Annotated in this window: 19 protein-coding genes; 4 read left to right on the forward strand and 15 right to left on the reverse strand. The window is 70.6% G+C overall.

What is annotated here, in order from left to right; all coding sequences use genetic code 11:
- Nucleotides 1–99 precede the first annotated feature (99 nt).
- The 4 genes from RM479_RS05200 to RM479_RS05215 all read right to left on the reverse strand — a co-directional run bounded on the left by RM479_RS05200 (nt 100) and on the right by RM479_RS05215 (nt 5,207).
- The gene (locus tag RM479_RS05200) at nt 100–1,419 is read right to left on the reverse strand and encodes an ammonium transporter (protein WP_311510572.1); all 1,320 of its coding nucleotides are present in this window, start codon (nt 1,417–1,419) and stop codon (nt 100–102) included.
- Nucleotides 1,420–1,873: 454 nt separating this feature from the next.
- Complete coding sequence (gene ftsY, locus RM479_RS05205; protein ID WP_311510573.1) at nt 1,874–3,061, reverse strand: signal recognition particle-docking protein FtsY; 1,188 nt, start codon at nt 3,059–3,061, stop codon at nt 1,874–1,876.
- Nucleotides 3,062–3,162: 101 nt separating this feature from the next.
- Nucleotides 3,163–4,200: a FecCD family ABC transporter permease gene (locus RM479_RS05210; protein WP_311510574.1), complete on the reverse strand. Its 1,038-nt coding sequence runs from the start codon at nt 4,198–4,200 to the stop codon at nt 3,163–3,165.
- Nucleotides 4,200–5,207, reverse strand: a complete 1,008-nt coding sequence (locus RM479_RS05215) for an ABC transporter substrate-binding protein (RefSeq protein WP_311510575.1) — start codon at nt 5,205–5,207, stop codon at nt 4,200–4,202. Before RM479_RS05215 ends, RM479_RS05210 begins: the two co-directional genes overlap by 1 nt.
- Nucleotides 5,208–5,837: 630 nt before the next feature.
- On the opposite strand from RM479_RS05215, the gene RM479_RS05220 reads away from it, so the two are divergent.
- The gene (locus tag RM479_RS05220; RefSeq protein WP_311510576.1) at nt 5,838–8,462 is read left to right on the forward strand and encodes a S8 family serine peptidase; all 2,625 of its coding nucleotides are present in this window, start codon (nt 5,838–5,840) and stop codon (nt 8,460–8,462) included.
- An 81-nt stretch (nt 8,463–8,543) separates the two neighbouring features.
- On the opposite strand, the gene smc is transcribed toward RM479_RS05220, so the two are convergent.
- From smc to coaD, 8 genes are all read right to left on the reverse strand, one after another.
- Nucleotides 8,544–12,089 carry a chromosome segregation protein SMC gene (smc, locus tag RM479_RS05225; RefSeq protein ID WP_311510577.1) on the reverse strand — a complete coding sequence of 1,182 codons (3,546 nt, stop codon included), beginning with the start codon at nt 12,087–12,089 and terminating at the stop codon, nt 8,544–8,546.
- 443 nt (nt 12,090–12,532) lie between these two features.
- On the reverse strand, nt 12,533–12,721 hold the full coding sequence (locus RM479_RS05230; RefSeq protein ID WP_274809206.1) for a hypothetical protein: 189 nt from the start codon (nt 12,719–12,721) through the stop codon (nt 12,533–12,535).
- Between the two features lie 387 nt (nt 12,722–13,108).
- Nucleotides 13,109–13,396, reverse strand: coding sequence for an acylphosphatase (locus tag RM479_RS05235; RefSeq protein WP_311510578.1), 288 nt, complete (start codon nt 13,394–13,396; stop codon nt 13,109–13,111).
- A gap of 121 nt (nt 13,397–13,517) precedes the next feature.
- On the reverse strand, nt 13,518–14,378 hold the full coding sequence (mutM, locus tag RM479_RS05240; protein WP_311510579.1) for a bifunctional DNA-formamidopyrimidine glycosylase/DNA-(apurinic or apyrimidinic site) lyase: 861 nt from the start codon (nt 14,376–14,378) through the stop codon (nt 13,518–13,520).
- Nucleotides 14,379–14,385: 7 nt separating this feature from the next.
- Nucleotides 14,386–15,117, reverse strand: a complete 732-nt coding sequence (gene rnc / locus RM479_RS05245; RefSeq protein WP_274809209.1) for a ribonuclease III — start codon at nt 15,115–15,117, stop codon at nt 14,386–14,388.
- Between the two features lie 376 nt (nt 15,118–15,493).
- Nucleotides 15,494–15,670 carry a 50S ribosomal protein L32 gene (gene rpmF, locus RM479_RS05250; RefSeq protein ID WP_311510580.1) on the reverse strand — a complete coding sequence of 59 codons (177 nt, stop codon included), beginning with the start codon at nt 15,668–15,670 and terminating at the stop codon, nt 15,494–15,496.
- A 142-nt stretch (nt 15,671–15,812) separates the two neighbouring features.
- Nucleotides 15,813–16,391, reverse strand: a complete 579-nt coding sequence (locus RM479_RS05255) for a YceD family protein (protein WP_274809211.1) — start codon at nt 16,389–16,391, stop codon at nt 15,813–15,815.
- Between the two features lie 160 nt (nt 16,392–16,551).
- The gene (gene coaD, locus RM479_RS05260; protein ID WP_311510581.1) at nt 16,552–17,034 is read right to left on the reverse strand and encodes a pantetheine-phosphate adenylyltransferase; all 483 of its coding nucleotides are present in this window, start codon (nt 17,032–17,034) and stop codon (nt 16,552–16,554) included.
- Nucleotides 17,035–17,194: 160 nt separating this feature from the next.
- Between coaD and rsmD the strand changes: the two genes are divergently transcribed.
- On the forward strand, nt 17,195–17,761 hold the full coding sequence (gene rsmD, locus RM479_RS05265; protein WP_311510582.1) for a 16S rRNA (guanine(966)-N(2))-methyltransferase RsmD: 567 nt from the start codon (nt 17,195–17,197) through the stop codon (nt 17,759–17,761).
- A gap of 196 nt (nt 17,762–17,957) precedes the next feature.
- Here rsmD and recG read toward each other — a convergent pair whose 3' ends face one another.
- Nucleotides 17,958–20,126 (reverse strand): ATP-dependent DNA helicase RecG, encoded by a 2,169-nt coding sequence (gene recG / locus RM479_RS05270; protein ID WP_311510583.1) that lies wholly within the window; start codon nt 20,124–20,126, stop codon nt 17,958–17,960.
- 367 nt (nt 20,127–20,493) lie between these two features.
- On the opposite strand from recG, the gene rpmB reads away from it, so the two are divergent.
- A complete protein-coding gene (gene rpmB, locus RM479_RS05275) occupies nt 20,494–20,679 on the forward strand; it encodes a 50S ribosomal protein L28 (RefSeq protein ID WP_013151263.1) in 186 nt (61 codons plus the stop codon).
- A 75-nt stretch (nt 20,680–20,754) separates the two neighbouring features.
- On the opposite strand, the gene RM479_RS05280 is transcribed toward rpmB, so the two are convergent.
- Together RM479_RS05280 and RM479_RS05285 are read right to left on the reverse strand one after the other, a co-directional pair.
- A complete protein-coding gene (locus RM479_RS05280; protein ID WP_311510584.1) occupies nt 20,755–21,396 on the reverse strand; it encodes a cellulose binding domain-containing protein in 642 nt (213 codons plus the stop codon).
- A 152-nt stretch (nt 21,397–21,548) separates the two neighbouring features.
- A complete protein-coding gene (locus tag RM479_RS05285; RefSeq protein ID WP_311510585.1) occupies nt 21,549–22,517 on the reverse strand; it encodes a thiamine-phosphate kinase in 969 nt (322 codons plus the stop codon).
- A gap of 116 nt (nt 22,518–22,633) precedes the next feature.
- Here RM479_RS05285 and RM479_RS05290 point away from each other — a divergent pair, with 116 nt between their 5' ends.
- Nucleotides 22,634–22,867, forward strand: coding sequence for an Lrp/AsnC family transcriptional regulator (locus RM479_RS05290; RefSeq protein WP_274809216.1), 234 nt, complete (start codon nt 22,634–22,636; stop codon nt 22,865–22,867).
- The last annotated feature ends 9 nt before the right edge of the window (nt 22,868–22,876 follow it).

The raw sequence follows: 22,876 nt of genomic DNA on the forward strand, positions 1-22,876 counted from the left end.
TCGGACACGACAGCGGGGCCGGCGGGGATCACTCCCCACCGGCCCCTGGGTCACCTCACCGCGTCAGCGGCGCAAGACCCTCGACCTCGACATTGAAGACTAGGCCTTGACCTGCGGTGAGGCCGTCCCCTCGCCCGGAGGCGTCGGCGAGGAGACCGCTTCGGCCTCCATCTCGTCGAGTTCGTCGAAGGCGTAGGCCGACTCCGCGTGGAGCTCGTGGTCGAGCCCGTTGGTCTCGACCTCCTCGGGGATGCGGAACCCGATGATGAGATCGATGACCTTGCCGATGATGAAGGTGACGACGAAGGAGTAGATCATGACGCCGACGACCGAGATGGCCTGGACGGCGAGGAGGCCGATGCCACCGCCGTAGAAGAGACCGGCGGAGCCGCCCGTGGCCTCGGCGGCCAGGAAGCCCAGGGCGAGGCAGCCGATGATGCCGCCGACCATGTGGATGCCGACCACGTCGAGGGCGTCGTCGTACTTGAACTTGAACTTCCAGCTGATGGCGTAGGCGCAGACGGCACCGGACAGGAGGCCGAGGATGATCGCGCCGACCGGCGTGACGTTCGCGGCGGCCGGGGTGATCGCGACCAGACCGGCGATGGCGCCGGAGGCGAAGCCGAGGGCACTGACCTTGCCGTAGCGGATGCGCTCGACGAGCATCCAGGCGGCGGTGGCGGCGGCGGTGGCGACCTGGGTGTTGACCAGGGCCAGGGCGGCGGTGGCGTCGGCGGCGTAGGCGGAGCCGGCGTTGAAGCCGAACCAGCCGAACCACAGCAGGGCGGCGCCCAGCAGGACGAACGGCAGGTTGTGCGGACGCATCGACTCGGAGCCGAAGCCCTTACGGCGACCCAGCACGAAGGTCAGGGCCAGCGCCGCGGCACCGGCGTTGATGTGGACCGCGGTACCGCCGGCGAAGTCGATGACCTCGTAGCCGCCGATCTCCAGGGCGCCGATCCAGCCGCTGCCCCAGACCCAGTGGGCGACGGGGAAGTAGGCCACCAGGGCCCAGATCGGGGCGAACAGCAGCCAGGCGCCGAACTTGGCGCGGTCCGCGATGGCGCCGCTGATCAGGGCGACGGTGATGACCGCGAACATCATCTGGAAGCCGGCGTCGACCAGGAGCGGGTAGCCGCCCTCGGCGTCGACCTCACCGATCAGTGAGGTGAGCCCCACGTAGTCGAATCCGCCGATGAACATGTCGAGGGCGCCGAAGCCCTCGGAGTAGGACAGGGAGTGGCCGACCAGGACCCAGAGCACACTGACGACCGCGATGCTGGCGAAGCTCATCAGCATCATGTTGAGCACGCTCTTGGCTCGCGACATGCCTCCGTAGAAGAAGGCCAGGCCCGGTGTCATGAGCATCACGAGCGCGGCGCTGGTCAGCAGCCACGCTGTCGTGCCGGTGTCAATCATTACGTCGCCTCCATAGGACGGACGGGGGATTGTCTGTGAGGGCGGCAGTCAGCGAGCGCATCATCGGGCCCGATGCAGATCACCACACGGGCAACTCTCCGATCGGGGTGTTTCTCTGTGGAGCCCGACATGTTGCGCGGGGGTAAAAGGACAGCCAGTCGTGTTAACGACAGGTGAACCGACCCCCCGATGACGACCAATGCACGTGCATCGACGCAGACAGCGCGCCCCCACCTCGACCATGAGCGATACATCCGACACGGAGGGTAAGATCTCACAGTGATAACGGAGTCATTGCCAGGAAGTCACCACAGCGTGTAACACCGGCATTTCAATCGCATGACGTGGATCACAGTGGGCGTCCGGGTGCGACGAACGGCGTGTTCGGACCCGGTGAACGGCCACGGCCGGGCATCCCCGCTGGGATGCCCGGCCGTGGCGTGAGGGACGGCCCTCAGCCGAGGATCGCGTCCACGAAGACCTCGGGGTCGAACGGCGCCAGGTCGTCGGGCCCCTCGCCCAGACCGACCAGCTTGACCGGAACGCCCAGTTCACGCTGGACCTGCACGATGATGCCGCCCTTGGCGGTGCCGTCCAGTTTGGTCAGCGCGATCCCGGTCACGTTGACGACCTCGGCGAACACCCGGGCCTGACGCAGGCCGTTCTGCCCGGTCGTGGCGTCCAGGACCAGCAGGACCTCGTCCACCTGGGACTTCTTCTCCACCACCCGCTTGACCTTGCCGAGCTCGTCCATGAGGCCCGTCTTGGTGTGCAATCGGCCGGCCGTGTCGATGATGACGGTGTCGGCACCGTCCTCGATGCCCCGGGTCACGGCGTCGAAGGCGACGCTCGCGGGATCGGCGCCCTCCTCCTTGCGCACGACCGGCGCGCCCACCCGCGAGCCCCAGGTCTGGAGCTGCTCGCTGGCGGCGGCGCGGAAGGTGTCGGCGGCGCCCAGGACGACCGTGCGACCGTCGCCCACCAGCACCCGGGCCAGCTTGCCCGTGGTGGTGGTCTTACCGGTGCCGTTGACGCCGACGACCATGATCACCCCGGGCCGGTCGCCGTGCGGTCCGGTGCGCACCGCGCGGTCGGCGTCGGTGCGGATCTGTGCGAGCAGCTCGTCCCGCAACAGGGTCCGGACCTCGTCGTGGTCGCGGGTGCCCAGCACCTTCACCTTGGTGCGGAGGTTCTCCACGATCTGCGCGGCGGAGGTGACCCCGATGTCGGCGGTGATGAGGGTGTCCTCGATCTCCTCCCAGGCGTCCTCGTCCAGCGACGAGGAGGAGAGCAGGTTGAGCAGCCCTTGGCCGAAGGAGCTCTGCGACCGGGCCAACCGGGCGCGCAAGCGGACCATGCGCCCGGCGGAGGGAGGAGGCGTCTCCGGCTCCGGTTCGGCGGGGGCGACCCGGGCCTCGGGTACGGACGCGCCCACCGGGGGCGCCTGGGCCGGCGGGAGGAGATCGACCCCTCCGTCCCGCTCTCGGTCCTCCGGGGCGGCCGACTTCGGCTCTCCGGTGACCTCGGGTGCGGTCTCCTCCTCACCCGGCGCGACCGGACGCCGGGTCCTGACCAGGAAGAATCCGCCGACGGCCAAGAGCACGACGACGATGGCAAGACCTGCGAGCAAGTAGATTTCCATAGCCCGCCCAGTCTCCCAGAGTGTCCGACGCGTTCGCATCACGCCCGGGTGGCGTGCCGGGAACGAACCGGTGACCCGTCGGCGGCGGGGCCCGCCCGGGTTCAGGTGGCGTGGTGGCGGGTCGTGCGCAGGATCAGCACGAAGAACGGCGCGCCCAGGAAGGCGGTGACCACGCCGATGGGCAGTTCGGCCGGGGACACCACGGTGCGCGCGACGATGTCGACGACGACCAGGAAGGCGGCCCCGACGATCATCGTCACCGGCAGGATCGCCCGATAGCTCGATCCCACCAGGCGGCGCACGATATGGGGAACGACGATGCCGACGAATCCGATGAGCCCGCTCACCGACACCGCGGCGGCGGTGGCCAACGACGCGGCGGAGATCACGACGATCCGCACGATCGCCGGGTTCAGACCGAGGCTGACCGCCTTGTCGTCGCCCAGGGCGAGCATGTCCAGCAGGTAGCCGCAGACGAGCAGGATCAGCAGACCGAGCACGGTGTAGGGGGCGATGAGGCGCACGTCGTCCCATCCGCCCCGGCCCAGGCCGCCCAGCAGCCAGGCGTAGATGCGCTGCAACTGGTCGGTGCCCATCTGCTGGACGAAGGTCTGGGCCGCCGCCAGGAACGAGGAGACGGCCACCCCGGCCAGCACGAGCGAGGACGTCCCTCCCCCGCCGGCGGTGGTACCGAGCAGGTAGGCGGCGGCGACCCCCACCAGGGCGCCGGCGAAGGCCGCGACCGGCACCAGCGCCCGTGGGGAGTCGCTGAACTCGGAGCCGAAGACGATGATCGCCGTCGCGCCCAGACCCGCGCCCGAGGCGGCCCCGAGGAGGTAGGGGTCGGCCAACGGATTGCGAAAGACGCCCTGGTAGGCCGCGCCCGCGGTGGCCAGCAGGGCGCCGACGACGGCGCCCATGATCACGCGGGGCAACCGCAGTTCGACGAGCAGGGCCGCCTGCCGCTCGGTGAGCGGTGTCTCCGTTCCGAACGGCAGGAGGCTCAGCAGGTGCAGGACGATGTCGGTCGCGGAGAGCGAGGCCGCGCCCGCGGAGATCCCGAAGACGACGGCCACGGCGAGCGCGACCAGACTTCCTGCGGACCATCCGAGGGGGACACCGACAACGCCCCTGGTCACTAGTTCGCCGTGTTGTCGAGGACCGTGTCGCCGACGAGGCGTGCGAAGTCGACGACGCGCGGTCCCCAACGGGAGGCGACGTCGGCGTCGAGCAGGTACACGGCGTCGTTCCGCACGGCGGTGACGGTGTCGAACGCGGGGCGCTCGGCGACCGCCTCGACGGCGGCCTCGTCACCGTAGGACAGGAAGATCAGGTCGGGGTTCTCCTCGACGATGTACTCCTGCGAGAGCTGGGGGTAGCCCCCGGCGGTGCCGTCGTCGGCCGCGTCGGCGATGTTGACCAGGCCGAACGAGGAGTAGATCTGACCGACGAAGGTCTCGGAGGTGGCGGAGAAGGGGGTCTCGTCGAGTTCCTGGTAGAAGCTCAGCCCGGCATCGCCCGCTTCGGCGCACACCTCCTCGACGACCTTGGTGAACTCGGTCTCGATCCGGGTGGCCTCGGCGTCGGCGTCCTCGGTGTGACCGGTGGCGTCGCCGAGCAGGCGGATCTGGGCGTAGGTGTCCTCCAGGTCCGCGGCGGCGGGCATGACCAGGGTGGGGATGTCCACGTCGGCCAACTGCGCGGCGGTCTCCTGGGCGCTGTCGGACATGACGACCAGGTCGGGGTCGTACTCGACGATCGCCTCGACGCTGGGCGTGAACCCGCTCAGGTCGGTGGTGGGGGCCTCGGCCGGGAAGTTCGAGTACTCGTCGGCGGCCTCGACCCGCTCGCCGGCCCCGATCGCGAAGAGCATCTCGGTGTGGCTCGGGGACAGGGAGACGATCCGCTCGGGCGCCCCCTCCACGGTGACCTCGCCGACGGCGTCGGTCAGGGTGACCGGGAAGGTGCCGTCACCGACGGTGGGGCGGTTCGGATCGGCCTCGGGCGGGGCGCAGACCGCGGCGGCGGTGTCGGTGCCCGGCTCCGGGGTCCCGGTGGGCTCGGGGTCGTCGCCCGTGTCGCCGCAGGCGGTGAGTGCGAGCGTCGCGCCCAGCAGGGCCACGGGAAGTCGGTGTGCGATCCGCACGGTGCTCCTTGGTGGAACGGGGGGAAGGGGAGCGGCCTCGGCGGAGAACGGCCTGTCCTTCCCACGAGGACGGGGGCGTGCGGCGTCGGGAAGGCGACCTGGCTCGTCCCCGCCGGGGCGGGGCTCCACAGTTGCGGGACAGCGCCGGGTTGGGCGGCGGGTTTCGGCCGCGGTACCGGACTTCGCTTCGTCGACGCCGACCGATCGGCCTCGTGTACGGGCCGCGTCGGCCTCACCACTGTACCGGCCGGTCCTTGCGCCCCTCGTGTCGGGCGCACACCGCGCTCATCTGGGTTTTCCCGGCCGTGACCCTCGAAAAAGGGACCCGGTACCAGAATTCGGTTCGCTAGGTATTCATACCAAAAGGGATTTTTGTCTAGTTTCTCCCCTGGCGAAACACGGGTCACTTGGGAGCGTTTTCCTACGCCGTGTGGCCAGATTGAGTCTTCGCGAACATTGACACGGAGGTGGCACACAGCAATGATCTCGTTGCTATGCGCGCCATTTAACCGAGTAAGGACTTGACGCGGTGTATAGCCCCAACCGTGTACTCCCGTACCCCCACGGGCTGTCCCGCCACCATCCCCCCGGCCTCCCGAGGCGCGCACACAGAAGGGATGTGTTGACAAGGTGGCACCCCACCGTAAACGTCTGGCGTCACTCGCCGGATTGACCCTGTTGGCGGGTTTGGTCTCCGCGACACCCGCGGGAGCCGACGAGATCTCGGAACTCGCCCCCCTGCACCCCGTTCCCACCCCCGAGGACGGAGAACTGGTCCATCAGGCCAACGGCCTGTGGTTCATCGAGCTGGAGAGTCCCCCCACCACCCAGGGCACCTCCGCTTCGAAGGTCGACAAGGAGCAGAAGGAGTTCCGCGCCGAGGCCGAGGAGTACGGCCTGGAGTACGACGAGCGCCACTCCTTCGGCGACCTGTGGAACGGTCTGTCCGTGGAGATGGACGACGCCCAGGTGGGCACCGCGCGGTCGATCCCCGGGGTCCGGGCCATCTACCCCGTCGTGACGTACGGGATCCCCGAGGCGGAGGAGAGCGTTCCCGACCTCGACACCGCGCTGCCGATGACCGGCGCCGACATCGCCCAGAACGAACTCGGTCTGAGCGGTGAGGGCGTCCGGGTCGCCATCATGGACACCGGCGTCGACTACACCCACCCCGACCTGGGCGGCGGCGGATTCCCCAACGACCGCGTGGTCGCCGGCCACGACTTCGTCGGAGACGACTTCAACGCCCAGGACCCGAACGCCGTCCCGGCCCCCGATGACGATCCCCAGGACTGCAACGGTCACGGGACCCACGTGGCGGGCATCGTCGGCGCCGAGGGCGAGGTCACCGGTGTGGCCCCCGACGTGGTGTTCGGCGCCTACAAGGTGTTCGGCTGCGCCGGTTCCACCACCTCAGACATCATGATCGCGGCCATGGAGCAGGCGCTGGCCGACGACATGGACGTGCTCAACATGAGCATCGGCTCCTCGCACTCCTGGCCGCAGTACCCGACCGCCGTCGCCTCCGACAACCTGGTCGACGAGGGCATGGTCGTCGTCGCCTCGATCGGCAACGAGGGCGCCAGCGGCCTGTACTCCGCGGGCGCACCCGGCCTCGGCGAGCACGTCATCGGCGTGGCCTCCTTCGACAACACCCACGTGGAGAGCGTCTCGGCGGTGGCCAACCCCAGCGGTGAGGCCGTCGCCTACATGAACATGGGCGGCGCCGCCGAACCCCCCACCTCCGGTGAGACCGACCCGCTCGCATCGGCCGGACGGGCCTGCACGTCCTTGGGCGACACCGTCGGCGACCTGACCGGCAAGACCGCGCTCATCATCCGCGGTGACTGCACCTTCGCCGAGAAGTACAACGCGGCCGTCGACGCGGGAGCCACCGGAGTCGTCGTCTACAACAACGTGGCCGGCCTCTTCGCGGGCGGCGGCATCGTGGACCGCGGCGCCTTCTCCGTCGGCATCGCCAACTCGTCCGGCCTGCACCTGCTCGAACTGCTGGAGGGCGACGAGCCCGTCACGCTGGGCTGGAGCGACGAGGTCATCACCGTTCCCAACCCGACCGGCGGACTGATCAGCTCCTTCAGCTCCTACGGTCTGGCCGCCGACCTCACGGTCAAGCCGGACATCGGCGCCCCCGGGGGTCTGATCAACTCCACCTACCCGGTCGCCAAGGGGAGCTACGCCACCGTCAGCGGAACCTCGATGTCGTCGCCGCACGTGGCCGGCGGTGTGGCGCTGCTCCTCCAGGCCCGCCCCGACCTGGGCGCGCACGAGGTCCGCACCGTTCTCCAGAACAGCGCCGACCCCAAGGCCTGGTGGGGCAACCCCGGTCTCGGATTCTCGGACAACGTCCACCGTCAGGGCGCCGGGATGATGGACATCCCCGGCTCGGTCCTGGCCACCACCACGGTCACCCCGGGCAAGCTGTCGCTGGGCGCCACCGAGGGCCCGGCCACGGAGACCGTCACCATCACCAACGACGGTGACACCGAGGCCGTCTACGAGCTGTCCCACGAGGGCGCGCTCGGGACCCACGGCAACACCTTCGCGCCGAGCTTCAACGACGGCTTCGCGGACGTGGCGTTCGGCACCGACGAGGTCACCGTCGCCCCGGGCGCCTCGGTCGAGGTACAGCTCACCGTGACCCCGCCCGCCCGTGACCACAGCCAGATGATCTACGGCGGCTACGTGGTGGTCTCCCAGGTGGACGGCGAGACCTACCGGGTCCCCTACGCCGCCTACAACGGGGACTACCAGGAGATCCCGGCCCTCGCTCCCACCGAGTACGGGCTGCCGTGGCTGACCTCGATCACCGACTGCGACGCGTTCGCCGGGTTGGAGTGCGCCGCGGGCGGTTCGTTCGAGAACCGTCCCGAGGGCCACGCCTACAGCCTGGAGTGGGTCGACGGCCTGCCCGACGTGCCCTACGTCATCGCGCACTTCGACCACCACGTCACCCGACTGGACCTGGTGATCATCAACGCGCGCACCGGCCGCCCGGTCCACCCGCGCAACAACATCGCCGCCTCGGTGGACCACGTCGGCCGCAACGCCACGCCCACCGCGTTCCACAGCTACGTGTGGGACGGCACCTACGTGGACTCCCACGGCAGGGTGAAGGACGTCAAGAACGGCGACTACCGACTCGAACTGCGCGCCCTGAAGGCGCTCGGTGACGAGTCGAACCCCGACCACTGGGAGACCTGGACCTCCCCGGTCATCACGATCGACCGGGGCTGACGACCCCTCCGCCCCGGTCACGGGCCGCCCTCTCCCCCGGGGAGGGCGGCCCCCTCTTGTCCGGGACGCCGGAAGCGGACGTCAGGCGGGACGTTCGAGCTTCTGGCTGATGACCTGGGAGATGCCGTCGCCCTGCATGGTGACGCCGTACAGGGCGTCGGCCGCCTCCATGGTGCGCTTCTGGTGGGTGATGACGATGAGTTGCGAGGCGGACCGCAGCTCCTCGAAGATCACCAGGAGCCGCTGGAGGTTGGTGTCGTCCAGCGCCGCCTCGACCTCGTCCATCACGTAGAACGGCGACGGCCGGGCCTTGAAGATCGCGGCCAGGAACGCCACCGCCGTCAACGAGCGCTCACCGCCCGAGAGCAGGGACAACCGTTTGACCTTCTTACCGGGCGGGCGGGCCTCCACCTCGATGCCGGTGGTGAGCATGTCGTCGGGGTTCGTGAGCAGCAGACGGCCCTCGCCGCCCGGGAAGAGCCGGCCGAAGATCGCCGAGAACTCCCGCTCCACGTCGAGGTAGGCGGAGGCGAACACCTCCTGCACCCGCGCGTCCACCTCCTGGACGATGTCCATCAGGTCGCGCCGGGTCTTCTTGAGGTCCTCCAGTTGGGCGTTGAGGAAGGAGTGCCGTTCCTCCAGCGCCGCGAACTCCTCCAGGGCCAAGGGGTTGATCTTGCCGAGCTGGTTGAGCTGGCGTTCGGCCGTCTTGGCCCGCTTGAGCTGCACCTCGCGCACGTAGGGCACGGGGACGGCGTCCTCGTCGGCGTCGGCGGGCGGCGGCACGGGCACGCGCGGACCGTACTCGGCGATGAGCGTGGGCACGTCCACGCCCATCTCCTCCATCGCCTTGGTCTCCAACTGCTCCAGGCGCAGCCGGCGTTCGGCGCGGGCCATCTCGCCGCTGTGCGCCGAACCGGTGAGCTTCTCCAGGTCCACCGACAGCTCGCGGACCCGGGCGCGCACCGTGCGCAGTTCGGCGTCGCGGGCCTCCTTGTCGGTCTCGGCGGTGACCCGTTCGGCCTCCGCGGCGGTCAGCGAGGCGGCGATGCGCTCCAGGGCCAGGCGGGCGCTCTCGGCGACCGCCTCGGCGATGGTGGCCTGGGCGGCGCGCAGGGCACGGCGCTGTTCGGCCCGTTCGAGGGCCCTGCGCTCCTCGGCGGCCTGTGCCGAGAGCCGTTCGGCCAGGCCGGCGACGGCGCGGGCGCGCTCCTCGGCGGTGCGCACCGCCAGGCGGCGTTCCATCTCGGCGGCGCGGGCCAGAGAGGCCTGGGCGGCGAGTCCGTCGCGCACCTCGGGGTCGGGCGCCTCCTCCTCCAGGGAGGCCGCCATCTCCTCGGCCTCGGCGAGCCGCTCCTCCAGGCGCGCGAGTTTCCCGACGTCCTCGGCGCGGGCGGCGGTGGCCTTGGACGCGGCCGTGGCGTACCGCCCGGACTCGGCCTCGGCGGAGCGGGCCTGACCGCCGAGCTTGCCCAGGCGCTGGGCGGTCTCGTTGCGCTTGCGGTCGCCTTGACGGCGGCGGACGGTGAGTTCCCGCACCCGTTCGGTGAGTTCGGTGCGCTCGGCCTTCTTGACGTCGAGTTCCTCGGCGGCGGTGGCCGCGGCCTCGGTGGCGACCTCCAGTTTCGCGGCGGCCTCGTCGACGGCGGCCTGGACCTCCAGCAGGCTGGGCGCGCCGGCGGAGCCGCCGTGGGCCAGGGCGGCGCCGATGACGTCCCCGTCAGGGGTGACGGCGCGCACGCCCGGCAGTTTGCCGGCCAGATCGCGAGCGGTGGCCAGGTCGGGGGCGAGCACGACGCGGTCGAGCAACGTGGTGAGGGGACCGGCGAGGTGTTCGGGGGCGGTGACCGCGTCCACGGCGTAGCGGATGCCGACGGGCGGACGCGGCCAGTCCGCGCGGGGCGGTGCGGGCACCGCGCCGGCGATGACGATCCCGGCCCGGCCCGCGTCCTCGGCGCGCAGCAGTTCGAGGGCGGCGACGGCGGCGGCGGGGTCGTCGACCGCGACGGCGCCGGCGGCCGCACCCAGGGCCGCGGCGACGGCCGCCTCGCGTCCGGGCTCCACCTGGATCAGGGAGGCCAGCGCGCCGAGCAGACCGGTCAGGTCCGAACCGAGGAGAGCGGCAGCGCCGTCCTTGCCGGCCAGACCCGGTTCGAGGGCCTCCTTGCGGGCGGCCAGGGCGGCCCGCTCGCCCTCGGCGGTGCGTTCGGCGTCGCGCAGCCGGTTGAGGTCGGTCTCGACCCGGGCGAGCGCGGCGGCGGCCTCCTCCTGGGCCGCGTCGAGTTCGGCGTCGCCCTCGTCGAGACCGGCGGCCTCCTCGGCCGCCATCTCGTACTCGGCCTGGGCCTGTTCGGCGCGTTCGGCGGCCTGGGCGGCGGCCTCCTCCAACCGGGTGATCTCGGCCTCGCCGGAGGACAGTCGGCCGCGCAGGCCCTCCACGTTCGCGGACAGGCGCACCAACTGCTCGCGGCGTTCGGCCGCGGCCCGACCGGCGGCCTCCAGCCGCTTCTCCTCGCGGTGGAGGGCGTCCTCGACGGAGGTGCGTTCGGCGACGGCGGTCTCCAGGACCTCCCGGGCCTCGTCCAGCCGGGTGAGCAGCTCCTCCTCCTGGGCGGCGGCCTCCTCGGCCTCCCTCTCCAGTTCCTCGGGGTCGCGCCGGTGGACGGGTTCGTCACCGACGGACGCGAGGTTGCGGAAGCGTTCGGCGGCCAGCCCGCGCACCGCGTCCAGGCGTTCGGTGAGCCGGGACAGGGCGTGGTAGGTCTCGGTGGTCCGGGTCAGGACGGGGGCGGCCTCGGCGCTCTGGGCCTCCAGTACGGCCTCGCGCTCCTGGGCCTGGGCGAGGGAGGCCTCCACGGCGGTCCGACGGAGCAGGACCTCCTTCTCGTCGGCCTCCTCCTTGGCGAGCTGCTCGGTGAGGATGACGATGTCGTCGGCGAGCAGGCGCAGGCGGGCGTCGCGCAGGTCGGCCTGGATGACGGCGGCCTTGCGCGCCAGTTCCGCCTGGCGGCCGAGCGGTTTGAGCTGACGGCGCAGCTCGGCGGTGAGGTCGGTGACCCGGTCCAGGTTGCCCTGCATCGCGTTGAGCTTGCGGATCGCCTTCTCTTTGCGCTTGCGGTGCTTGAGGATGCCGGCGGCCTCCTCCACCAGGGAGCGGCGTTCCTCGGGGCCGGCGTGCAGGACGGTGTCGAGCTGGCCCTGGCCGACGATGACGTGCATCTCACGGCCGATGCCGGAGTCGCTGAGCAGGTCCTGGATGTCGAGGAGCCGGCAGGTGTCCCCGTTGATGGCGTACTCCGAGCCGCCGTTGCGGAACATGGTCCGCTTGATGGTGACCTCGGTGTAGTCGATGGGCAGGGCACCGTCGGAGTTGTCGATGGTGAGGCTGACCTCGGCGCGGCCCAGCGCGGGGCGGGTGGAGGTGCCCGCGAAGATGACGTCCTCCATCTTGCCGCCGCGCAGGGACTTGGCGCCCTGTTCGCCCATCACCCAGGACAGGGCGTCGACGACGTTGGACTTGCCCGAGCCGTTGGGGCCCACCACACAGGTGATGCCCGGTTCGAAGCGCAGGGTCGTGGCCGACGCGAACGACTTGAAGCCTCGCAGCGTCAGATTCTTCAGATACACCCACACCTCCCGCGATGGTCACCGGGCGTTCCCACCGCGTCCCCTCGACAGGAGGCGGGTCGCCCCGTACAAGGGTGCCACGAAGCGGTGACCAGGGTGCGGGGATCGGTGTGATGTCCGGCGGGAACGCGCCGCCGGGCGGAGGCGTGTCCGCCCCGGGCGCGGTTCCTTCGCGGGTCCCTCCCGACACTTCACGAAGGGAGGGGGAAAGGAGGGGGGATCACCGGCGGACACGGAGGGTTGCGACGGGGTCCGCCGGGTACAAAGGGAAAGAGGCCGCAATGGAAAAGGAAAGAATGCGGCTCAGGGACATTCGGACTCAGTGATATCCGTCGACGGGTTCCGTTAGGGACGCCTGGATGGTGCGCTCGGCGCCCCCGCCGTCGGATGTTGTTCGTCATATGCGCGCGGGTCGGTCGGGACCGTGCGCGCGAACGTGCGGATCAGGCGAGCGCGGGCTCGCGGTCGGTGGCACCGGTGACGTCGCTGACCGCCATGCTGAGCTGGTCGTTGCGCGCCTGGAGCCGGCTGATCTCGTCCTCCAGGTCGCGTACCCGCTTCTGAAGCCGTCGCATCTCCTGGACCATACGAGGGTCGGAGCCGCCGACGTGGCCGAACAGAGCCTTCGCCATGATATGGGTCCTCCACACTGAGTGACCAGTTGTGATTTCGCGCATGCGACACCCCGCGGGATTTCCTTTCGTATGACGTGCGTACTTCACGTCATCGATGTTTCTTCCACGCGGGTGGAAGGTGCGCGGTATGCCTTCCAGAGTCTCACTAGGCGCGCTACTGGTCAAGATTGGATTACAAACAGTCGTTAACCACCGCGACCCGGAGCGAGAACACCCGGGCAGGCGGTGACAACACGATGCGAAAAGGACCACCCCGGCCGAGCCGGTGACGCGCTGAAACGCACGACGATGGCCACGACACACCTCACGAGACCCTGCCACGAGCCTTCGATAGACCGCCGCGGTCGCGGGGTGTGCTCGAATCGCGTTACCCCTTCAGGATACTCACCGTTCGATGAAACCGGTGAACGTCCCCCTACTCGGACCCCAACGTTCGACCACAGAGTCCACACGGCCGGGTGTTCCGCCGCCCTTGAGGTGTTCAAGAAGCCTCTCGCAGCCCGCTCTGGAGCCCTCCGCGACGACTTCGACGCGACCGTCGGAAAGGTTGGTGGCTGCGCCCACGAGTTCCGATTCGAGCGCCCGAGCCCGTGTCCACCAGCGGAAACCCACTCCCTGGACCTTCCCGCGCACCCACGCGGTCAACCGGACGACCTCGACGCCGTCACTCATGACCGTTCCTCTTCCTTACCTTGGGGAGACACTTTCCTCACTGAGTGGTCGCATGTCCGTTCGGGGACGTGAAATCCCACCGGCCCCACCCGTCCCAACGCTCCGTTCCGAACGCGCGGGCTCAGGCCGTACGGGTCCGCCGCGGGGGCCTCTGGCAGGTGGGGCAGCTGTACGAGGAACGGTTCATGAACGCCTCCCGCACGATCGGGGCGTCGCACCGGCGGCACGGCCGGTCCTCGCGCCCGTAGGCGTTGAGCCCCCGCGCGAAGTAGCCGCTCTCCCCGTTGACGTTGACGTACAGCCCGTCAAAGGTGGTCCCGCCCACCTCCAGCGCCTCGGTCATGACCCCGCTCACGTGGCCCAGGAGCTCCTCCCCCTGGGCCCGGGTCAACGTCCGGGTGTTGCGCCGGCCGTGCAGCCGGGACCGCCACAGCGCCTCGTCCGCGTAGATGTTGCCCACCCCGCTGATCAGCGACTGGTCCAACAGGGCCCGCTTGACCTCGGTGTCCTTGGCGCGCAGCGCCCGCACGAACGTCTCGGGGACGAACCCGGCGTCCAACGGGTCCAGGGCGATGTGGTCCACCGACGCGGGCACGTCCGCCCGCACCCCGGGCACGTCCACCATCAGGTGACCGAAGGTGCGCTGGTCGACGAACCGGAGCTCGTTGCCGTCCGACAGCGGCAACCGCACCCGCAGGTGCTTCTCGTCCGGTTTGCCCTGGGGCTGGATCAGCATCTGACCGCTCATCCCCAGGTGGGCCAGGAGCATGTCGCCGCCGTCCAGCGCCAGCCACAGGTACTTGCCACGACGCAGCACGGCGGTGGGCGTGCGTCCCTCCAGTCGGGCCGCGAAGTCGGCCGCTCCGGGCGCGTGCCGGCGCACCGCGCGGGGGTGCAGGACCTCCACCCCGGAGACGGCGCGGCCCACGGTGTGGGCCGCCAACCCCCGGCGGACGACCTCGACCTCGGGCAACTCGGGCATGGGACACCTACTTCTTTCCTGAGGCGCCGTCAGCGGCCTCGGCACGGGCCTTGATGGCCTTCCACGCGGATTCGGCGGCCTGCTGCTCGGCCTCCTTCTTGCTGCGCCCCTCGCCCAGGCCGTAGCTCTGCCCCGCCACCCGGACCGTGGCCCGGAAGGTCTTCTGGTGATCGGGGCCGGACTCGTCCACGTGGTACTCGGGCACGCCCAGCATCTGGGCGGCGGTGAGCTCTTGGAGGGAGGTCTTCCAGTCCAGGCCCGCGCCCAGCCCCGAGGCGGTGGCGATGAGCGGGTCGAACAGCCGGTGCACGAACTCCGAGGCGGTGCCCAGGCCGCGGTCCAGGTAGACCGCGCCGATGATGGCCTCCAGGGTGTCGGCGAGGATCGAGGACTTGTCCCGCCCGCCGGTGCCCTCCTCGCCGCGACCCAACCGGATGTAGGCCCCGATGCCCAGGCTTCGGGCCACGTCGGCCAGGGCGCGCATGTTCACCACGGCGGCGCGCAGCTTCGCCAGCTGCCCCTCGGGCAGGTCGGGGTGCTTGCGGAACAGGGTGTCGGTGACCACCAGGCCGAGCACGGAGTCACCGAGGAACTCCAGCCGCTCGTTGGTGGGCAGACCGCCCTTCTCGTAGGCGTAGGAACGGTGGGTCAACGCGCGGACCAGGATCTTGGGGTCGACCTCGACCTTGATGGCCTCGTGGAACGCCTTGGCCTCGGCGGCGGAGAGTTGGGTGGCCACTCGGTTCACTTCCCTGCTCGGGCACGCCGGAACGGCGCGCGGTACGGACGCGGATCCGCGGCCCGACCAGGGTGCTCGAAAACGAGGTGAACGTCGCGGGAGCCGGGCACCGGGGTCCTCCGGTGCGCCCGCTCCCCCGGCGGCCACCACGAACTCGGGAACCGGGTACGGTCCGGAGGTCATCGCGTGGGCGAAGGTGCGTCGGGTGCGGCCCGTGGCCGCCCTAACGACACTCTACAAATCCTCGTCCGTCCGCGTCTCCCCCTCAGAAACGTGATGACGTGCCGGACAGCACATCGGGGCGGTCCCATCACAGGGGACCGCCCCGGTACGCATCGGGGATCGGGTATCCGGACCCGAAGCCTGTCATACGTCGTTAGGCCGGGCTGACGACCTGGCGGTTGTTGTACGTGCCGCAGGTCGGGCAGGCGATGTGGGGCTGCTTGGGGTCACGGCAACGCGGGCAGTTGACCAGCACCGGGCGCGACGCCTTCCACTGGGAACGGCGGGTCCGGGTGTTGCTCCGCGACATCTTCCGCTTCGGGACGGCCACTTCAATCCTCCTGGGTCACCCCCGCGCGGGTCGCGGGAGGTCGCTTATCTGGTCGGCCCCGCGCACGGCGGGGTGTGCTCCGTATCCACGGGGCTCCCGGCGAGGCCGGGATCATCCCCGTGTTCCACGGGGAAGGGCTGTGTCACTCGCCGGACTTCTCCACGATTCCGCGGAGCGCCTCCCAACGAGGATCGACCCGGTCGTCGTGACCGTGGTCGGGTTCCGCGTCGGCGAGCCGGGCACCGCACTCGGCGCACAGGCCCGGACAGTCCGGGTCGCACAACGGCGAGAGCGGGAGAGCGAGCACGACGGCGTCTCGGACCACCGGTTCGAGGTCGAGCATGTCGCCCTCTAGATAGTAGTCCTCATCATCGTCGTCCGTATCCCCGTCCTCCTCCTGGAAGACGTCCTCGTCGGCGGGGTACCGGTACATCTCCTGGAAACCCGCCTCGAAGTCCTCCGCGAGGGGGTCGAGGCAACGCGAGCACTCCGCGCTGATCTGGCCGCGGGCGGCCCCGGTGACGAGGACTCCCTCCATCACCGCTTCCAACCGCAGGTCCAGTTCCAGCTCACGGCCCGCGGACACGGAGGCCATCGCGTTCGCGAACTCCTCGGGGAGGGTCACGATGCGATCGACCGTGCGCATCGACCCCGGTTGGCGTCCGAGCGCCTGGGTGTCGACCACGAACGGGTCACGAGGATTGAGACGAGACAGGGTCATCGAGCTTTCACGAGAAGTCCGGGAGCCGGGTCACCCGCCCACCGGGAAGCGGCCGGGGTCGGCCTGAGCGCACGCCGAAGACGGCGGCGCACATGGTCGAACCTCGATTCTACCCATCGTGCCCCCGACCACCCAAATCAGCCCCGGAAAAGCCCGTGGATCAGCGCTCCGCGGTGTACTTCTCGCGCAGCCGATCCCGGACGTAGGGGGTGACGAGGTTGGAGACGTCGCCGTGGTACTGGGCGATCTCGCGGACCAGGCTGGAGGAGAGGAACGAGTACTGCGGGTTGGCCGTCATGAACACGGTCTCCACCCCGGACAGGCGGTAGTTCATCTGGGCGATCTGGAGCTCGTAGTCGAAGTCGCTGACCGAGCGGAGGCTGCGCACGATGGTGTCGATGCCGTTGGCGCGGCAGAAGTCCACGAGGAGGCCGTCGAACTCGGCGACCCGCACGTTGGCGAGGTCCTCGGAACCGTGCCGGAGCATGTCGAGTTTCTCCGGAACGGTGAACAGGCCCCTCTTGTTCACGTTGTTGAGCACCGCGGCGACGACCTCGTCGTACTGCTTGGCCGCCCGGCCGATGATGTCGATGTGACCGTAGGTCACCGGGTCGAAGGAACCCGGGCAGACGGCACGACGCACGATGGATCGCCCCTTTCGAGTACGACGTTCGGGTACCGAGATCGTAGGGGGCGCCCCGGGCACGGATCAGGGCAACTCCCACTTAGTGGCCACTTTCCCCCATCGGTCACGTCGGACGGGGAGGCGCGCCGAGTCCGCCGGGCTTGGCTACGGTGGTGCCATGACCCGCATCATCGCCGGGACGGCCGGGGGGCGCCGCCTCTCCGTGCCCGACGGCCGCACCACCCGACCGACCAGCGACAGGGCCCGTGAGGCCCTGTTCTCCTCCGTCCAGTCCGACCTCGGGTCGCTGACCGGCCTGCGGGTGATGGACCTGTACGCGGGATCGGGGGCGATCGGTCTGGAGGCCCTGTCCCGGGGGGCCGCCCACGCGCTCCTGGTGGAGGCCGACCGCAAGGCCGCACGGAGCGCGCGGAACAACATCGACGTGCTGGGGTTGGCGGGCGCCCGTCTGGCCACCGACCGGGTGGAGCGGATCGTCGCCCGGGCCAACCCCGGCGAACCGTACGAGCTGGTGGTGGCGGATCCTCCGTACGCGGTCACCGACACCGAGGTCGCGACGGTGCTCGCCGACCTGGTCGCCCACGGCTGGCTCGCCGACGACGCGCTGGTGGTGGTGGAGCGGTCCAAACGCGCCGCCGAACCCGACTGGCCCGCGGGGCTGGTCCTCGACCGCAGCCGCGTCTACGGCGAGGCCGCCCTCTGGTACGCCCACCGCACCCCCTGATCCGTTTCGGGCCCGTTCGGCTTCGGCCGGCGGTGTCCCCGCGACCGACCGTCCGGTGGGGAGGGGAGGGGCGGCGGTCGCCGCCCCTCCCCTCCCCACCGTCTCTCGGGCGGCCCGTGGCCGCGGGCCCTCTCCGAAGACGTCCGCTCCGCCGGACCCGGTGACCCCGTGGCCCCTCGCGGGGGAACGGGTCCGGTCACGCCTTATCGAGGTACTCGGCGCGCTCTTCGGGGAGGAGTTCCTCCAGTGCGGCGGCCAGCGGCGGGTACGCCGTCAGCTCCGGGTCCTCCTCCAGGTGGGCGCCGGCCCGTTCCCGCGCCTCCTCGATGAGCTTCTCGTCCTTGAGCAGGGTGAGCAGGCGCAGACTGGAGCGGCCCGACTGGGCGTCGCCCAGCACGTCCCCCTCACGGCGCATCCGCAGGTCCTCCTGGGAGAGCGCGAACCCGTCGGTCGTGGAGGCGACCACGTCGAGGCGTTCCCGGGCCGGCGAGTTCTCCTCGGCCTCGGTGACCAGGAGGCACAGTCCCGGCAGGTTCCCCCGGCCGATCCGGCCGCGCAGCTGGTGCAGCTGGGACACCCCGAACCGGTCGGCGTCCATGATGACCATCACCGTGGCGTTGGGCACGTCGACGCCGACCTCGATGACGGTGGTGGACACCACCACGTGGGTGGTCCCCTCGGAGAAGCGGCGCATCACCGCGTCCTTGTCGTCGGGCGTCATCCGCCCGTGCAGGACCTCCACCCTCAGGTCCGACAGCGGCCCCTCCGACAGGCGGGCGGCCACCTCCAGCACCGACAACGGGGCGTCCTCTCCGTCCTCCACCACGTCCTCGGCGGAGTCGCCGTCGCCGATGCGCGGGCAGACCACGAACGCCTGGTGCCCCGCGCCCACCTCCTCGCGGATGCGTTCCCAGGCGCGGGTGAGGAAGTGGGGCTTGTCCTTGGCGGGGACCACGTGGGTGGCGACGGGCGCCCGCCCGGCCGGGAGCTGGGTGAGGGCGACCACGTCGAGGTCGCCGTAGACGGTCATGGCCACGGTGCGCGGGATGGGGGTGGCGGTCATGACGAGGACGTGGGGGCGGCCGTCGACGGCCTTGGCGCGCAGGGCGTCACGCTGTTCCACGCCGAAGCGGTGCTGCTCGTCGACCACGACCAGGCCCAGGTCGGCGAAGGACACGTGCTCCTGGAGCAGGGCGTGGGTGCCCACGACGAGCCCGGCCGCGCCGGAGGCGGCGTCCAGCAGGGCCTCGCGGCGGGCGGGCGCGCCCATGGAGCCGGTGAGCAGGGCGATCCGGGTCGAGTGCTCGGCTCCGTCGATCTGACCGGCGCGGCCCAGCGCACCGAGCATGGCCCCGATGGAGCGGTGGTGCTGCTGGGCGAGCACCTCGGTGGGGGCCAGCAGGACGGCCTGACCGCCGGAGTCCACGACGCGGAGCATGGCGCGCAACGCCACCAGGGTCTTGCCCGCGCCCACGTCGCCTTGGAGCAGGCAGTGCATGGGGTGGGCGGAGTCGAGGCGTCGGGCGAGGAGGTCGCCGACCTCGCGCTGACCGTCGGTCAGGGTGAACGGGAGTCGTTCGTCGAAGGCGTCGAGGATCCCGCCGTCGGCGCCGGGCCGGGGCACGGCGGGCAGTTCGGCGGCGGCCCGGCGACGACGGGCCAGGGCCAGTTGCAGGACGAAGGCCTCGTCCCACTTGAGCCTGCGGCGGGCGGCCCCGATGTCCTTGTCCGTCTCGGGGCGGTGGATCCCGCGCAGGGCCTCGGCGATGCCGAGGCCGCCGCGCACCGAGGGCGGAAGCGGGTCGGGCAGGTCGTCGACGACGCCCAAGGCGACCTCGACGGCGCGGCCGACGGTGGCGGAGTCCATGCCCTTGACCGCCGGGTAGATCGGGATGATCTCGTCCGCGTAGGCGCGGGCGCGGTCGACCTCGGAGCCGTCCTCGTCGAGGAGTTCGTACTGGGGATGGTCCAGTTGGCGACGGCCCTTGAACGTGCCGACCCGACCGGAGAACATGGCCAGCCGTCCGGAGGTCAACCGGGTCTGGTGGTAGGCGCCCTGGTTGAAGAAGGTCAGGTGCAGCCGTCCGGTGCCGTCGGTCACGACGACCTCCAGCAGGTCCATCCGGCGACGGCCCTGGCGCGGCGGCACCGTGCGCCGCTTGGCGTCCAGGACGCGGGCCTGCACGGTGGCCTGCTCACCCTCGCGCAGCAGGGCCAGGTCGGTGAGGTCACCGCGCCGGTCGTAGCGACGCGGGTAGTAGCGCAGGAGGTCGCCGAGGGTGTGGAGGTCGAGTCTCTCCTCCAGGGCTTTGGCCGTCTTGCCTCGGAGCGGTCCCTTGCCCAGCGGTTCGTCCCAGGTGCTCATGGTCTTCCTCTTCAGGATCGCCGGTCGTCGACCACGCTAGACCTTCGTTGCGACGCTCGGTGGCGGTGTCGGTGTCCGGGTGGGCGTTCTCCCGGGGCGGGTCCGGGCACGGTTGTCCGTCGCCGTCGCCGGCGGGGCTATACTCGTGTGAGTTCATCGTGTTTCCGCCATGCCCGCGTGGTGGCCTTTCGATGGTCCTACCGGTGGCACCACATTCCGCCGGCCGCACGCAGGGGGCGTTTTCACCTTCCCTCGTGTACTCTTCCACGGTTGGCGTCCGCGCCGGCCTGTCCGCCCGGCCTCTTCGGTCGGTTGAACCTTCGCGTGCGGCGACGCGCGCGATCCCGAACGCTTGAATGGAGTTACCGTGGCTTCCGTCTGCGACGTCTGCGGCAAGGGACCAGGGTTCGGTAACAGTGTTTCCCACTCGCACCGTCGCACCCGCCGCCGCTGGAACCCCAACATCCAGACCGTTCGCACCCGGGTGGGTGGCACGCCCAAGCGCGTGAACGCCTGCACCTCGTGCATCAAGGCCGGCAAGGTGACCCGCTAGGGAGCACCGCCCCTGATAGGTCTTCGAGGCCCTCCGATTCCGATCGGGGGGCCTCTTCGCGTGCGCCGTCCCCTCTCAGAGTCGGCAGATGTGCCCGTTGAGGGAGCATCGGACGGGGCTCTGCGGCACCCCCAGCGCCTGGAAGGTCAGGGTGGCCGACTCCCCCGGTTCGAGGCCGTCGCCCCCGCCGGGCTGGCGGGCCAGGATGCCGTCCTCGATGGTCTCCCAGTCGGCGTCCCGGACGTCGGTGACCTCGGCGTCCTCGAAGGCCAGCGCCAGTTCCCAGGCGTCGAGCCTGCTGCGGGAGGTGTTGGTGACGGTGACGTGCCCGGTGAAACCCGCATCGGTGGACTCCACGATGCGGTAGGCGACGGTGGTGGGTTCGGCGCCGGCCTGGGTCTGGGGCGCCTGGGAGGCGGTCTCGGGGCTGGGACTGATGTCGCCGCTGGGGCCGGCCCCGTCCTGGGGGCCCTGGGTGGTGCCGCCGGGCGTGCCACCGAACTGGAGGTAGATCTGGGTGGTGCTGTAGCCGAACAGGAGCAGGCCCAGGATCACACCGGAGACGACGAGCACGTTGAGCAGCCGGGGCGGTTCGACGCGTTTGGGAACGGTGCTCTCGATGAGGCCGCCGAAACGGCGCAGCGCGCCCACGTTCTCGGGCTCGCTGCGGTGCGCACCGCGACGGATGCCGCCCTGCCGCTGGCCGTGCCGCCCCATGGACCGCCTTTCACCGAGACCGGATCACCGATCGCCTTCCACCGGTGCCCCGGACACCTTGTTCCCGGTGACCGACGCGCGCCTCCACGGGACCGGGCGATTCTCGGCCGCAAGCCTAGCGCGACAGCCAAACCAGACAAATCCAAACGCGCTCATCCCTGGCGGAAATGATCCCATCCGGTCTGCTCGGGGGCCTTCCCCGCGACGGTGACGTACCGATCGTCGGGGTCGGCCGCCCGGACGACCCCGATCCGGTGCCAGTGGTCGGGCAGAACGGTGTCGGCGGGGAAGGTAGCGGCCAGGGCGTGGTCCTCTCCGCCCGAGACCATGAAGGCCAGGGCCCGAGGTGCGCCCCCGCCGAGGATCCGCACGGCCTCGGTCAACGCCGGCTCGGGCGCCAGGAGCGCGGGGTCGAGGTCGATGCCCACCTCGGACCCCCGGCACACGTGCCCCAGGTCCTGGGCCAGGCCGTCGCTGACGTCGAGCATGGCGGTGGCGCCCAGATGGGCCGCCTCGGGTCCGCTCGCGTAGGGCGGTGAGGGCCGGCGGTGTTCGTCGAGGCAGGCGGCCGGACCGTCGACGCCCTCCGTGAGCAGGGCCAGTCCGGCGGCGGACAGTCCCAGGTGACCGGTGTAGGCGACGACATCGCCGGGCCGGGCACCGTCGCGGCGGACCGGCGCCCGACCCTGGAGGTCGCCCAGGGCGGTGATGGCGATGGTGAGGGTGTCGGAGCCGGCCATGTCCCCGCCCACGACGGCGCCGCCCGCGATGGCGCACTCGTCGCGCACACCGAGGGTGAACTCCTCCGCCCAGGCCAGGGGCAGGTCGGCGGGGGCGGCGAAACCGATGAGCAGGCCGGTGGGGCGGGCCCCCATGGCGACGACGTCGGCGAAGTTCTGGGCCACGGCCCGGTGACCGACGTCTCGGGCACTCGACCACTCGCGTCGGAAATGGCGCCCCTCCACGAGGAGATCCGTGGTGGCCACGGTCCGCCCGTCGGGTGAGGCGACGATCGCGGCATCGTCGCCGGGACCGAGGATTACATCGTCCGTCCTGGGGAATTGGCTCGTCACGCGTCTGATCAGAGCGAACTCACCCAGACCCCCAATGGTCTTCTGCACAGGGAACAGGGTACGGTGACGCTCCGGCTCGGTGGTCTAGACCCACGTTCGTCACACGTTCGTCATCGGCCTCACCGTCGGGTGCGCCCGTACCCGACTCGCACGAAGGAGCACACATGGTGCAGGCATACATCCTGATCCAGACCGAGGTCGGCCGTGCCGCCGAGGTCGCCGAGCGCATCCGGGGGATCGAGGGGGTCGCGGAGGCCCACGACGTGACCGGCCCCTACGATGTGATCGTCCAGGCCGAGGCCGATGACGTGAATGCGCTGGGCACCCTCGTGGTGGCCCGGATCCAGCGTCTGGAGGGGATCGCCCGGACCCTCACCTGTCCCATCGTCAACATCTGACCCGATTCC

Origin of the sequence: Nocardiopsis lambiniae, assembly GCF_031845465.1 — a bacterium.
Classification (GTDB): Bacteria; Actinomycetota; Actinomycetes; order Streptosporangiales; family Streptosporangiaceae; genus Nocardiopsis; species Nocardiopsis lambiniae.